The organism is Pseudomonas putida (assembly GCF_028682175.1).
Classification (GTDB): Bacteria; Pseudomonadota; Gammaproteobacteria; order Pseudomonadales; family Pseudomonadaceae; genus Aquipseudomonas; species Aquipseudomonas putida_AD.
Genome location: NZ_JANHKS010000084.1, coordinates 1 through 12865, shown reverse-complemented (window position 1 = coordinate 12865; position 12865 = coordinate 1). Strand labels below are relative to the sequence as shown.

Here is a 12865-nt window from a genome sequence, read left to right as displayed (position 1 = left end):
TTTGTGAGGTCGCCCCCGCCGGCAAGCCGTGCTGCTACGTGGAAATGGTGAGCCTAGACCCGCGCTTCCATCCGCGACAGGCTGCTGACCGGCAGGGTCACTTTCTGTTCGCGGTGCAGCAGGTTGAGCAGGATCACCGCGCGTTCGTCGCCATCGGCGGCGAGGAAGATCGCCTCGATGTCGTTGAACCCGTCAGCCGTGATACGCACCGCCTCACCCTGTTCAAAGGTGACCTTGGGCGGCGGCGCCAGCAGGCGGTCGCGGATCTGCTCGATCAGCTCGTCCTTGACCGGAATCGGCATCCCGCCGAAGGTCACGATCCGCGCGACACCCCGAGTGGAGCGGATCGGGTACCAGTTATCGTGGGTCTGATCCATGCGAATGAACAGGTAGCCGGGGAACAGCTCCTCTTCGGTGGCTGCGCGCGAGCCGCGTTTCTTTTCAGTGCGCTTGACCGGGCGATAGCATTCGAAGCTCTGACGCTGCAGATGCTCCTCGGCGCGCCCTTCCTGGCGTGGCTTGGTCTGGATCAGATACCAGCGTGCAAGGTTGCTGGAACTGCAATCGATCTGAGACATAATCCTTCACTCCATTGCCATCCGGTTCTGACCCGCCGTTACTACGTTCGGGTGATTGAGTATCTCAAACAGAAAACCTTTGCCTTGCGGCTCTTCGCCCTTGTCCAGGGTGAAGCTGTTAAGCATTTGCTGGATCTGCTCGACGCAGTTGAACATGAGCACATCGATAATAGACAGGTTTGCGACGAAGGGATGCTTGAACTGCCGGTAGACCACCGGATCCATCCGGAAGAAATGAACCTTCAGCCCGTTCTCGGCAAACAGCGCGCGGTCGTAGAGCACCGAACCGCCTTCAGGGTTGATGAAGGTGGTCGCGGCGAAGGTCTGCACGATGCGAATCACACGATCCTGTTTGTCGGTGGGCGTGCCCACGTCAAGGTCGGACCCGCGCATGATCGGGGTGACGATGTGCAGGTAGGCGCACAGCTCGCGAATCGCATGTTCGGCATACAGCGCGATGTTCTGCTGGGGGAAACGGACCAGACGCTCGATCAGCGGCATCACCTGGGCGAAGTAGGGCGCCTTCTGGTAGTTCTGCGAGATCTGACGCAGCAGGCGTTCCCCTTCGCTGGTGAAGTTGTCGCACAACTGGCGCTGGTTGATCGGCAGCTCGAAACGGTCCTTTTTCAATGGAAAGGTGATCAGTTTCGCCTCGCCGTTGCTCAGGATCCGGTTGCGGTTGACCCAACCGGATCGAATGTATTGCAGATCATCGCCCAGGACGAAGACATCTGCGGCAGCTATCAGCTGAAAGTAACCCAGGTAGGGAAACAGGTAGGGCTGCATCATTGCTATGGTCCGGGCCATTTGTATCTCCTGTGATAGTGTCTCTGGCTCTAGGGCCGGATTGATCGGGTGGCAGGTCCTGCCCCAGGGTTCACTTGCGAACCGTGGTGTAGTCGTAGCCGTAGGCTGCGCAGTCGTAATCGGCGGTCGAGGCCTTGCGCAGTACACCGTTGAAAATCGCACCCTTGATCAGGATACCGTTGTGCATCAGTCGACGTTTGCTCGCTTCGATCTCCTTGGCAGTGGAGAGGCCGAAGCGGGTGACCAGCAGGCAGGTGCCCGACTGGCGCCCTACCAGCGTGGCGTCGGTGACGGCCAGGATTGGCGGGGTGTCGACGATCACCAGGTCGTACAGCGGCGACAGGTCGGTGATCAACTTGTTGAAGTTGTCATGCATCAACAGCTCCGAGGGGTTGGGCGCCGCGAAACCGCAGGAGATGAAGTCCAGGTTGCGCACCTCGGTGTGGTTGATCACTTCCTTGCTCTTCAGCCGCGCGGCCAGGGTGTCGGACAGGCCGTGCTTGGGCGTCAGGTTGAACGTCTTGTGCAGGTAGCCACGGCGCATGTCGGCATCGATCAACAGCACGCGCTTGCCGGTCTGGGCAATGATCACCGCCAGGTTGCTGGAGACGAACGATTTGCCCACGCCCGGGGTCGGGCTGGAGATCATCAGCACGTTGTTGCGCGCTTCCAGCATCGCGAAGTGCAGGCTGGTGCGCAGGCTGCGCAGCGACTCGATCGCCAGTTCCGTTGGCGCGCTGACACTGAGCAGGCGGGGCTCCTTGCTGCCGCCACGGCTCTGGTTGCTCTTGTCCATGCGTTCCTGCTGGCGCGAGAACGGCAGCGACGCATACACCGGCATGCCCAGGTTCTCGATCACGTCGGGGTTGTCCACGCCGCGATAGAAGGCCTGGCGGACGAACACCGCGCCGACGGCCAGCAACAGGCCGGCGAGGGCGGCGACCAGCACGATGATCTTGCGCATCGGCTTGACCGGCTCTTCGACGTTGGCGTCGGCGTTGTCGATGATGCGCACGTTGCCGATGCTGCCTGCCCGCAGAATGTCCTGCTCCTGGCTCTTGTCCAGCAACAGGGTGTAGGTCTGCGAAGTCACCTGCATGTCACGGGTCAGGCGCAGCAGCTCCTGCTGGGTCGCGGGCAGGGTTTCGATTTTCTTCAGCAGCGCCGCTTTCTGCGCTTCAACCTGGCCGATCTGGGTCATCAGGCCGCGATAGGTCGGGTGCTCCGGGGTGTACAGGCGTTCGACATCGACCCGTTTCATCTTCAGGTCAGACAGCGTGCCTTCCAGCTTGACCACCTGATCGAGCACCGACTTGGTTTCCACGCTCAGGTCCACCGACTTGGCGCTGGTCTGGAAATTGTTCAGGGCAATTTCCGACTGTTCCAGCTGTTTGCGCACTGCCGGCAACTGCGAACGCAGGAACTCGAGGCGCTGGGCAGCTTCGGCCGAGCTGCGCTCGACGTTCTGACGCACGTACAGGCGGCTGACTTCGTTGAGGATGCGCTTGGCCTTGGCCGGGTCCGGGTCCTGGATCGACAGGTAGACGATCCCGGAGTCCTTGCCGGCCTCGAGGATTTTCAGGCGATCCTGGTAGTCCAGTGCCGCGGTCAGCGGACGTTGGCGAATCACCGTGAACTCGGTGCCGGGACGCCCGTTGAGCGCCGCCACCTGGATCTTCACGCCGCTGCCTTCCACCGTCTGGCCGACCGGGCCGCTGAGCAGCTTGTTGTGGTCGCTGTCGTACAGGCTGAAAGTGTCGGGCTTGTCCACCACCATGCTCAGCTTGTCGCCGAGCAGCGCTTCAGGCACTTCGAGCTGGAAGATGTCGATCTTCTCGCCGCCCCAGGCGTAGCTGTCCAGGCCGAACAGCGGCGCGGCCAGATCACCCTCGTGATCGGGCTTGAAGTGGCGCGCCATGTAGCCGCCCAGGCCCGGTACATACTTGGGCTTCTGGATGATGTAGAGCTTGAGGTCGTCGACCACTTTGCCCAGCACCGCACGGGATTTGATCAGCTCGATCTCGGTGGTCGCCTGGGATACCGACAGCGGCTTGCTGCTGATTTCGGTGCGCCCCTCGATGCCGATTTTCTTCGGCTCGATCTGGATCATGGCGTTGGCCTGGAAGATAGGCGTGGCGAGGATCGCGTAGGTCAGCCCCAGCAGGATGCAGACGCCCATGATCGACGCAATCATTCCCTTGTGGTCGAAAAGCGTGCGCAGGATAGTCGCCAGATCGATCCGGGAGTCCTGGACTTCGTCCAGGGAAGTACGGTTCATAGCGGTCATTTATCTCGGTTCTCCTGACTGAAGATAAGGAAGCCAGTCGTCGACGCAACGCGAGAGAAGCTCGTAGGTCTGTTCAAAGGCTAATTTCGGGCGCCGATAGGGATCGGCTATTTCCATGTCCTGTTGCCACTTGCCTATCAGAAACGTCTTGCCACGTACTTCGGGCGCGAGCTTGAGCACGCTTTGCGTCTGCCGGTGTTCCATCAGCAGAATCAGGTCCGCGTCGTAGAGCATCTGCCGGACCATTTGCCGGCTACGATGGCGGTGGGCCTCCACGCCGTTGACTTGCAGCACGGCACGGGCGAGGGGGTCCATGGTTGAGCTGAGCATGGCGTGGGTGCCAGCCGACGTGATCGCGATGCCGGGGTTCTGCACGCGTTGTCGGAGCATGGCTTCGGCCATGGGGCTGCGACAGATGTTGCCGACGCAGACCACCAGGACGTTACTGAACATGGCCTTTGCTAAAGGTCGTCACCAGTCGCTTGCTGATGTTGAGGCTGAAATTGCGGGCCACCTGCAGCAGCGTCAGGATCTTGCGCTGCGGGGTGATTGCCGACAGCGAGTAACCGACCATTTCCATCAGAAAGTGCTCATAGAGTTCCTGGTTGCCCAGGCGGTGGTAGTAGTTGGCCAGGGCGCCGGATGTCTGCAGCGCCATGTGCAGCTTTCGCTTGCTCGAACGCATGGAGAAGATCCCGCCCAGGTGCAGGCGGTACGCTGCGGGCTTGATCTGGGCCATGAACTTGCCCTTGCCGTAGGCGCCCAGCAGCGACCACCAGACCAGGTCGTTGAGCGGCGCGGCCACCAGTTCCTTGGGCAGCGAGTCGAAGACGTTGCGAAACACCGTGGTCAGCGTCGAAATCGGCCGGGTCTTCTGCAGTTCCAGCGCCGAGGCATCGCCGCGCAGCTTGCCTTGCAGCTGGATGCCGTACTGGCCGTTGGTATCGAAGGGGATGGCGTCGTGGTAAGTCAGTACGTAATCGGGGTGGCTTTCGAGAAAGTCCACCTGGATCTGCAGTTTGCGCGGGTCGGTCCAGTAATCGTCACCTTCGCAATAGGCGATGTAGCGGCCACGGGCCTGGCCGAAGAGGCCGGGAACCGATGACTTGCCCTGCGAAAACTGGTTCGTCTCGTGGAAGAAGGTGCGGATCAACGTCGGGTAACGCGCGGCGTAGTCGGCAATGATGCGGGCAGTGGCGTCGGTGGACGCGTCGTCGTTGACCAGGATTTCGAAATCGAAGGTGGTCTGTTGCATCAGGAAGCCATCCAGCGCCTGGGCGATGTAGGCTTCCTGGTTGTAGGCCGGGCAGACGATGCTGACCAGAGGGGTATTGGCGGGCGAGACATTCGCCTTATTGCTGGAAGCATCCATGGCTCAAATACTCGGTTTGCTGAACAAGACGGAAATCTTCGTCACCAGTGGCTTGTAGCTAGCGGCTACCACCATCAGCGTGATCAGGCCGCTGGCGGCCAGACCCATGAACGTGTTGAAACGGTTGTCGCTGGCGATCAGGCGCAGCACCGGCTCACTGATCGCAAGGCCGGCGGCGGTCATCACGCTGATGCGCAGGGTGTCGCGCAGCCATTGGCCGTGAATCCCCGGGGCCAGGCGCTGATGCACGATTGCAGGCCAGATGGCGAACGACACCAGCCGCAGGACGAACCAGGCGATGGCAGCGCCCAGCGCGCCCTGGTAATGAATCGCCAGCAACATCACAGGCACCGTGACCACTGTGGAAACGACGCTGTACCAGACATGCAGGCGCATCTGCCCATAGGCGTATTGCAGGTAGAACTGAAACGCGCTCATCGCCATGATGGCGCTGCCCAGCGAGTACCACGGCAGGATCGAGCGGCTCCACTGGGCCGCCACCTGATCGCCGGACCAGGCGTAGATCATGTCGTAGGGGTGCAGGGCAATCAGTGCCGCCAGCGGAAACAGAAAGGTGCAGACAAAGCGGTTGGCCGCCAGAAACAGGTTGTGCATGTCATCGCGCCGGCCTTCGGCCATCAGCACCGTCAGCCGCGGCAGCAGCGTCTGGGCCAGCGGGTTGCTCAACATCAGGATGCCGGTGGCCACCAGCGCCACCAGTGAGAAATACCCGTACTCGTTGAGCGGCAACAGCTTGGAGAGCAACACCTTGTCAATCTGGGTCAGCACGATCCACAGCACTGCGGTGCCGGACATGCCCGCCGCGAACGGGATGATCGGCTTGACCAGATGCCAGTCGAAGCCGGTCAGCCAGGACGGCGTCGGCATCTGCCGGTAGGCGCGGACCGCGAAGATCAGCGTCTCGACCAGCCCGACCAGCACCTGAAACTCGAAGAACGTCACCGGGTCGCTGGAAATCGTGCTCACCAGCAGCAGACCGCCGAAATAACGCAGCGTGGCGATGACCACGTTGGCGGTGTTCAGCCAGGCGTGCTGCTCAAGGCCTTGAATCCCGCTTTTATAGAGGGTGGCAAACAGGCGCAGCGCGACCACGATGCCCATCAGGCTGATGGACTGCACCAGCGTCTCGGTCGACAGGGCTTTGGCGTTGAGCCAGTGCACGGCGATCCAGTCGCTGCCCAGGTACATCGCCAGGCAGCAGAGGCTGGCCAGCGGCAGGAAGATCAGCTCGAAGGAGCGCAGCAACCGGCCGGAGAAGTAGTCCAGCCTGTCGCTGGCCTGCTGATGGGCCACGGCCCGCACCAGGCTCGGCGAAAGCCCGGCATCCAGCAGTTGCAACCAGGCCTGCAGCACCGAGAAGAACCCGATCAGCCCGTACGCCTCGGCACCCATGTGGCCAAGGTAAAAGGGCATGATCAGGATTCCCACCAGCAACGCGTAGGCCTGTCCCGCATAGCTCAACGCAGTGTTGCGTATGACTGAGCGCCTGTTCTGCATGATCCGTAGGTCCTGTTTCGACTAGATAACGCGGGCCAGGGAAGGCGTCGTGTAGGCGGCATTTGCGGGGCCGCACTCGGCGATCACGGTCTGGATCACCCGGTCCTGGTCTTCGCGGGACAGGCCCGGATAGATCGGCAGGCACAGCACGCGCTCGCTCAGACTGCGCGAAGCGGTCTGGGCCGCCTGCGGTTGCAGGTATTCCAGGGTGTCCAGCGACGGATAGAAGTAGCGACGCGGGTTGACGCCGTTGGTGTTCAGCGCGCTGCGCAGGTTGAGCAGTTGCTGCTCGTCGCGCAGGGCGATGGGGTAGTAGCTGTTGTTCAGCTGGCTGTCTTTTTCCGGCTGTTGCAGTTGCACGTAATCGCCCAGGGCGCTGTTGTAGCGCTCGGCGATCTCGGCGCGCTGGGCCAGAATGTTGTCGATATCGTCCAGGATGCACAGGCCCATCGCCGCTGAGAATTCGTTGAGCTTGGCGTTGATGCCGATGCCTTCGATCTTGTCGACGTCGGCAATGCCGAAGTTGCACAGCAGGTAGACCCGCCGGGCGATTTCGTCGTCATTGGTGATGATCGCGCCGCCTTCGATGGTGTGGAACAGCTTGGTGGCGTGGAAGCTCAGGGTGCTGATGTCACCGAAGTTGAGCACCGACTGGCCTGCATGGCGGGCCGCGAAGGCATGGGCGCCGTCGTACACGACTTTCAGATTGCGCCGACGGGCGATTTCTTCGATGCGTTCGACCGCGCAGGGGTTGCCGAACACGTGAGTGCCGACGATGGCGGTGGTGTCGGAGACGATGCGGCTTTCGATGTGCTCCGGGGAGATGTTCCAGGTCTGGGCATCGATGTCGGCGAAGATCGGGCGGATGCCTTCCCATTGCAGCGAGCTGCTGGTGGCCACGAAGCTGAACGGCGTGGTCACGGCGCTGCCGGTCAGGCCCAGGGCACGGTAGGCGACCTGCAGGGCCAGGGTGCCATTGTTGGTCAGAAGCACGTGCTTGACGCCCAGATAATCCTTGAGGCGCTGCTCCAGTTCGCACACCAGCGGGCCGTGGTTGGTCAGCCAGCCGCGCGCATAGATGCCTTCGACATACGTCTTGAACTTGTCGATATCGCCCAGGTAGGTCTTGGTTACGTTAATCATCGTGATCTCCATTTCTGACGCAATGCTTGTGGGCTTGCCGCTGCCGGCGGGCCTGTATCAGCCTCGGGGTGAGGCGGAAGGGCGACTGCCGGCCTTGTTGCTCATTCGTCTTGCCCGGCCCTGGTTGATCCTGAGGATCAGGCGGGTGGCCAGGCTTCCTGTGTGTGGGTCACCGAAGTGAAACAGCGCGGTGGCGCGCTTGACGTCGGGGCTGCAGCTCTTGTTGGCGTGCAACGTGCGATAGCCCCAGAAGAAGTAAACGTTGCCCGGCTCCAGGCGCAGGATGTAAGGCTTGAGCCACTGGCGCTGCATGCCCTTGATGATCCAGTTGCGGGTGAACCTGTTTTGCAGCAGCGCCTTCTCGATCACGTTGAACAGCACCCAATGGCGCACCCGACGAATATTGGGAAACAGCATCAGATCGCCGCGTTGTTCACCTTCGGTAGGGATGAACACAGGAATAAGTGCGGTGACCAGGCTTGCGTCGTAGTGAAATGCATTGGATTCGCGAGTGCCCTGATTGCCCTGCACGCAACGCAATACAGGGAAGATCCGGTCGCTGGCGGCGTCCTTCTGTGCGGCGTGCCTGTAAAGCCCTGACAGCAAGTGCTTGAAGCGCACATCGCTCCAGTAGTCGGCCAGCAGGCTTTCACCCAGCATCGCTTCACCGTGATAGGCGAAGTATTCGCCCTGGTGTCTTTGCGCCTGTTTGTCAGTCCAGGCGCGCAACTGCTCAAGATCGGGGGCAGTGACCGCGTCGCTCAGTTTTGCAAAGCCGTTGGTATCGATTTCGTCAGCCAGGCGGTGGACCAGCTGCTCATCCATGTCGAAAGATAAAGGCATTGCGTTGCGCCCCCTTGAGGAGTGGAAGGGGCACGACAGATCGTCATTCAGGGCTCAGGCACGCTACCGCCCGAATCTGCAGATCCTGCCGCGCGTTTCGCTTTCAGTGACGTGCAAGGCTCTTCATTTCGTTGGGCAAAGCTACCGCCCAACCGAGCACTTTCAGTCAATTTGGAAAACTTTGTTTCGGCCAACAGAAGCCCACCGGCGCAAGAAACTCACCGTTGTGTTCAGTAACTTCGTAGGCAGAACCAGAATGAAAAAAGTCGAAATGTCTTCTGCGCGCAACTCTGCGGTTACGGTGCTGAAACAGGAAAACATTAGACACGCATATATATCGACGGCGGCGCTTTCCCTGTCAAACGATTTCGCCAACATTCTGTTAAATTTTTGATAAACGGATTGAATAGAGTCTTAACCCATTGATTTATATCGTAGTCAAAAAACCAGCAGCGCCCCCGTTCGGTGCGCTGACGCTTTTCAGGCATTGATCTGTAACGCCGCTGAGAGTGGCCAGGGGGAGCAAAAGACGTTTTTCCAGCGCCAGAAGTCGGGCATTCGGCTGTGTCTCCAAAATGTTGGCGCTCATTAATTGAACTTTATGTCGGACGTGTTAGTTGCTTCGTAAGTGGCGAAAGTTAAGTGTGCGCCGATAAATGTTGTCAGTGAATGCTGACAACTTAATACGTGGACTCTATTCGTTTGAATGTATGTTCTGTTTCCGCTGGATAATTCGCGCCGGGCCATACATGCACAGTGTGACGTTCAGGGTGCCGGCAGGTGCCGTCATCAACAGAAACCTGAGCACGGTTGCTCCGGCCCTGCCGGTACTCCATCATCTGCCCGGTGCAGTGCATAACAACCGGCTTAGCAGGAGAACCAATGAATACGCAGTCGAAAACCAGTGGAGTGGTGGCCCAGCGCCTGGCGCAGGCGCGCGCCTTGATGAGTCGCGAAGGTATCGATGCCTGGCTGGTGCCATCGGCCGACCCTCATCTGTCCGAGTACCTGCCGGGTTACTGGCAGGGCCGCCAATGGTTGTCAGGTTTCCATGGTTCGGTCGGGACGTTGATCGTCACCCAGGACTTTGCCGGTGTCTGGGCAGACAGCCGTTACTGGGAACAGGCGACCAAGGAACTGGCAGGAAGCGGCATCGAGCTGGTCAAGCTGCAGCCAGGCCAGACGGGCCCACTCGAGTGGCTGGCCGATCAGGCCAAGGCCGACTCGGTCGTGGCAGTGGACGGTGCGGTATTGGCGGTGGCGTCTTCGCGCACCCTGGCCAGCAACCTTTATGCACGCGGCGCACGCCTGCGTACCGACCTCGATCCGCTGACCCTGCTGTGGAATGATCGTCCGGCGCTGCCGACCCAGGCCATTTATGAACATGTCGCGCCTCAGGCCACCCTGACCCGCGGCGAGAAGCTGGCCCGCTTGCGAGGCGTAATGGCCGAGCGCGGCGCCGATTGGCATTTCCTGGCGACCCTTGATGACATCGCCTGGCTGTTCAACCTGCGGGGTGAGGATGTTTCCTTCAACCCGGTGTTCATTTCCTTTGCCTTGATCGGGCCTGACAGCGTCAGCCTGTTCGTGGCGTCCGAAAAAGTCAGCGCCGAACTGCGCAGCGTCCTGGAGGCCGAAGGCATTACCCTGCGTGAGTACACCGCCATCGGTGCGGCGTTGCGTGAAGTGCCGAAGGATGCACGATTGCTGGTCGATCCGGCCCGGGTCACCTGCGGCCTGCTCGACTACCTGAGCAGCGAAGTGACGCTGGTCGAAGGGCTGAATCCGACAACGCTGTTCAAATCACAGAAAAGCGAGGCCGACGCCCGGCACATTCGCCAGGCCATGGAGCAGGACGGCGCGGCGCTGTGCGAATTCTTCGCCTGGCTGGATTCGGCACTGGGTCATGAACCGGTCAGCGAACTGACCATCGATGAAAAACTCAGCGCGGCGCGCGCCAGCCGTCCCGGCTATGTTTCCCAGAGTTTCGCCACCATTGCCGGGTTCAATGGCAACGGCGCAATGCCACACTATCGAGCTACCGAAGAAGAGCACGCACAGATCGAAGGCGATGGTCTGTTGCTGATCGACTCGGGTGGTCAGTACCTGGGCGGCACCACCGACATCACGCGCATGGTTCCGGTGGGCACGCCCACTGCCGAACAGAAGCGTGACTGCACCCGTGTGCTCAAGGGCGTGATTGCGCTGTCACGGGCGCATTTCCCGCGCGGGATCCTGTCGCCGCTGCTGGACGCCATCGCCCGCGCGCCGATCTGGGCCGAAGGCGTGAACTATGGTCACGGCACCGGCCACGGCGTGGGCTATTTCCTTAATGTGCACGAAGGTCCGCAAGTGATTGCCTATCAGGCAGCGGCCACGCCGCAAACGGCCATGCAACCGGGGATGATCACTTCCATCGAACCGGGCACTTACCGTCCTGGGCAGTGGGGCGTGCGCATCGAGAACCTGGTGATCAACCAGGAAGCCGGCAAGACCGAGTTTGGCGAGTTCCTCAAGTTCGAAACCCTGACCCTGTGCCCGATCGATACCCGTTGCCTTGAAACCGGCTTGTTGACGCAGGACGAGCGTGAATGGCTCAACGAGTATCACGCCGAGGTCAAGCGGCGCTTGAGCCCGCTGGTCGAAGGCGCGGCGTTGAAATGGCTGGAGACGCGCACGGCGGCTGTCTGATAACGACTTGCGCCAACCCTGACCTGCCTTATGGGGCGGGGCAGGGATGGCGTACACAGATCAGGGCTGAGGCTTCTTGCAGACGATGATCATGCTGCGGCTGGTGTAGCCGGCAGGATTGAGGCCCAGCGGAAACTCGCTCGGGTCTTCCGCTGCATCGCCTGACTTGGCGATGACGCGATACTGGCGCGACTCGCAGGAGTCGGTCGCCATCTGATAGCACTTGTCCCAGGAAGACGACAGGCCGGAGCAGTTGATATGCAGGCCCCGTTTACTCTTGACTGGCTTGGAGGTGGCCGCGCATCCGGTCATGGCCACGATCGCCAGTATTATTAAAATGTACTTCATTCACTTCCTTACCTGACCGGTCTTTCCCGCTCAGTCTCTAGCTTGAATTCGCGTAGCTTGCGTGAAGCCGACTGCCATGCCCGTCCGGGTGTATCCACAAGGTGGAGACGGGCCAGGGTGTAAACATGGCGCAACAGCGTTACAAATGCTAGTGACATCGTGTAACGAAAGGAAAAATGCCCGTCAATCCGCAGGCACCAATGCCGCAGGTTCCGGCGTGGTGGTCAGTGTGGCACCTATGGACGCCACGATGATTGCACCGATGGCCAGCCACTGCGTCAGCGACAGGGCCTCATGCAGAAACACCAGCCCCATCAGGGCGCCAATCGCCGGTTCCATACTCATCAATGTCCCGAAAGTGCGTGCGGGCATTCGAGTCAGGGCGATCATCTCCAGGCTATAAGGCAATGCGGTCGACAGGATGGCGACACCCAGGGCAATGGGGATCAGTGCAGGGTCCAGCAGTGCTGCGCCAGCGTGGGCCACGCCGAAGGGGGCAATGAAGATTGCGGCGATGACCACCCCCAGCGCTGCGGTCTGCACGCCGTGGTCGGCGCCGGCCTTCTGGCCGAACAGGATATAGGCAGCCCAGCAGACACCAGCGCCGAGGGCATATAAGGCACCGGTGAGGTCCAGGGCGTCTGTCTGCCCCATCGGGATCAGCAACGCCAGGCCGATGACCGCCAGAATGATCCAGATGAAATCGGTGACCTTGCGTGAGTGCAGCAAGGCGACGGCCAGTGGGCCGGTGAACTCGAGCGCTACGCCGATGCCCAGCGGGATGGTGCGGATAGCCATATAGAAGAGGAAGTTCATCCCGCCCAGGGCGATGCCATATATAAGCACGGAGCGTAGTGAGCTCGCGGTGAAGGTCGTGCGCCAGGGACGCAGGATCAAGACCATCAGGATGCTGGCGAAAATCAGGCGCAGGGCAGTGGTGCCCTGGGCTCCTACGATGGGGAACAGCGACTTGGCCAGCGAGGCGCCGCTCTGGATCGACATCATGGCGACGAGCAGCATGCCTACGGGGAGGATCACCGAAGCCAGGCTGCGTTGTTTTGCGTTCATTGTTCAGGAAGGGTCCGTCAGAGGCAGGGAAGGGGGCCATTCTGCTGAAGAATGAAATATTGAGCAATATAATGCTCATTAATGGTTGATTTGGAGGTCGTTGAAATTAAGTGTTGACGCCCCCTCGAATCTCTCTATAATTCGCCCCACTTCCGGCGCAGTCGGAACGGAAAACTCCTTGAATATCAACGAGTTAGACGTTCAGGATGG

At 60.5% G+C, this 12865-nt stretch carries 12 protein-coding genes; 2 read left to right on the top strand and 10 right to left on the bottom strand.

Annotated features, from left to right (window positions below; translation table 11 throughout):
• Positions 1 to 53: 53 nt before the first annotated feature.
• The 8 genes from rfaH to NPS29_RS27990 form a co-directional block, all read right to left on the bottom strand.
• Positions 54 to 578 carry a transcription/translation regulatory transformer protein RfaH gene (gene rfaH / locus NPS29_RS28025; RefSeq protein ID WP_274136717.1) on the bottom strand — a complete coding sequence of 175 codons (525 nt, stop codon included), beginning with the start codon at positions 576 to 578 and terminating at the stop codon, positions 54 to 56.
• A 6-nt stretch (positions 579 to 584) separates the two neighbouring features.
• Positions 585 to 1385 carry a WbqC family protein gene (locus NPS29_RS28020; protein ID WP_274136716.1) on the bottom strand — a complete coding sequence of 267 codons (801 nt, stop codon included), beginning with the start codon at positions 1383 to 1385 and terminating at the stop codon, positions 585 to 587.
• 70 nt (positions 1386 to 1455) lie between these two features.
• Positions 1456 to 3672: a polysaccharide biosynthesis tyrosine autokinase gene (locus tag NPS29_RS28015; protein WP_274136715.1), complete on the bottom strand. Its 2217-nt coding sequence runs from the start codon at positions 3670 to 3672 to the stop codon at positions 1456 to 1458.
• The gene (locus NPS29_RS28010; protein WP_274136714.1) at positions 3673 to 4125 is read right to left on the bottom strand and encodes a low molecular weight protein-tyrosine-phosphatase; all 453 of its coding nucleotides are present in this window, start codon (positions 4123 to 4125) and stop codon (positions 3673 to 3675) included.
• A complete protein-coding gene (locus NPS29_RS28005) occupies positions 4115 to 5044 on the bottom strand; it encodes a glycosyltransferase family 2 protein (protein ID WP_274136713.1) in 930 nt (309 codons plus the stop codon). The genes NPS29_RS28010 and NPS29_RS28005 overlap by 11 nt, the downstream gene beginning before the upstream one ends.
• 3 nt (positions 5045 to 5047) lie before the next feature.
• Positions 5048 to 6562: a lipopolysaccharide biosynthesis protein gene (locus NPS29_RS28000; protein ID WP_274136712.1), complete on the bottom strand. Its 1515-nt coding sequence runs from the start codon at positions 6560 to 6562 to the stop codon at positions 5048 to 5050.
• Between the two features lie 21 nt (positions 6563 to 6583).
• Positions 6584 to 7705, bottom strand: coding sequence for a DegT/DnrJ/EryC1/StrS family aminotransferase (locus tag NPS29_RS27995; RefSeq protein ID WP_274136711.1), 1122 nt, complete (start codon positions 7703 to 7705; stop codon positions 6584 to 6586).
• 57 nt (positions 7706 to 7762) lie between these two features.
• Entirely contained in the window at positions 7763 to 8548 is a 786-nt protein-coding gene (locus tag NPS29_RS27990) for a hypothetical protein (protein WP_274136710.1), read from the bottom strand.
• Here NPS29_RS27990 and NPS29_RS27985 point away from each other — a divergent pair.
• Both NPS29_RS27985 and NPS29_RS27980 read left to right on the top strand, forming a co-directional pair.
• Entirely contained in the window at positions 8529 to 8942 is a 414-nt protein-coding gene (locus NPS29_RS27985; RefSeq protein WP_274136709.1) for a hypothetical protein, read from the top strand. The two genes, NPS29_RS27990 and NPS29_RS27985, sit on opposite strands and share 20 nt — an antisense overlap.
• Before the next feature lie 488 nt (positions 8943 to 9430).
• Positions 9431 to 11239: an aminopeptidase P family protein gene (locus tag NPS29_RS27980; protein WP_274136708.1), complete on the top strand. Its 1809-nt coding sequence runs from the start codon at positions 9431 to 9433 to the stop codon at positions 11237 to 11239.
• Positions 11240 to 11299: 60 nt separating this feature from the next.
• On the opposite strand, the gene NPS29_RS27975 is transcribed toward NPS29_RS27980, so the two are convergent.
• Positions 11300 to 11587: a hypothetical protein gene (locus NPS29_RS27975; RefSeq protein WP_274136707.1), complete on the bottom strand. Its 288-nt coding sequence runs from the start codon at positions 11585 to 11587 to the stop codon at positions 11300 to 11302.
• Between the two features lie 183 nt (positions 11588 to 11770).
• Positions 11771 to 12655: a threonine/homoserine exporter RhtA gene (gene rhtA, locus NPS29_RS27970; RefSeq protein ID WP_274136706.1), complete on the bottom strand. Its 885-nt coding sequence runs from the start codon at positions 12653 to 12655 to the stop codon at positions 11771 to 11773.
• Positions 12656 to 12865 lie beyond the last annotated feature (210 nt).

What these genes read in the sequence shown, in the direction of transcription:
- rfaH (WP_274136717.1), bottom strand. Translation starts at nt 578, where the DNA reads ATGTCTCAGATCGATTGCAGTTCCAGCAACCTTGCACGCTGGTATCTG.
- NPS29_RS28020 (WP_274136716.1), bottom strand. Translation starts at nt 1,385, where the DNA reads ATGGCCCGGACCATAGCAATGATGCAGCCCTACCTGTTTCCCTACCTG.
- NPS29_RS28015 (WP_274136715.1), bottom strand. Translation starts at nt 3,672, where the DNA reads ATGACCGCTATGAACCGTACTTCCCTGGACGAAGTCCAGGACTCCCGG.
- NPS29_RS28010 (WP_274136714.1), bottom strand. Translation starts at nt 4,125, where the DNA reads ATGTTCAGTAACGTCCTGGTGGTCTGCGTCGGCAACATCTGTCGCAGC.
- NPS29_RS28005 (WP_274136713.1), bottom strand. Translation starts at nt 5,044, where the DNA reads ATGGATGCTTCCAGCAATAAGGCGAATGTCTCGCCCGCCAATACCCCT.
- NPS29_RS28000 (WP_274136712.1), bottom strand. Translation starts at nt 6,562, where the DNA reads ATGCAGAACAGGCGCTCAGTCATACGCAACACTGCGTTGAGCTATGCG.
- NPS29_RS27995 (WP_274136711.1), bottom strand. Translation starts at nt 7,705, where the DNA reads ATGATTAACGTAACCAAGACCTACCTGGGCGATATCGACAAGTTCAAG.
- NPS29_RS27985 (WP_274136709.1), top strand. Translation starts at nt 8,529, where the DNA reads ATGTCGAAAGATAAAGGCATTGCGTTGCGCCCCCTTGAGGAGTGGAAG.
- NPS29_RS27990 (WP_274136710.1), bottom strand. Translation starts at nt 8,548, where the DNA reads ATGCCTTTATCTTTCGACATGGATGAGCAGCTGGTCCACCGCCTGGCT.
- NPS29_RS27980 (WP_274136708.1), top strand. Translation starts at nt 9,431, where the DNA reads ATGAATACGCAGTCGAAAACCAGTGGAGTGGTGGCCCAGCGCCTGGCG.
- NPS29_RS27975 (WP_274136707.1), bottom strand. Translation starts at nt 11,587, where the DNA reads ATGAAGTACATTTTAATAATACTGGCGATCGTGGCCATGACCGGATGC.
- rhtA (WP_274136706.1), bottom strand. Translation starts at nt 12,655, where the DNA reads ATGAACGCAAAACAACGCAGCCTGGCTTCGGTGATCCTCCCCGTAGGC.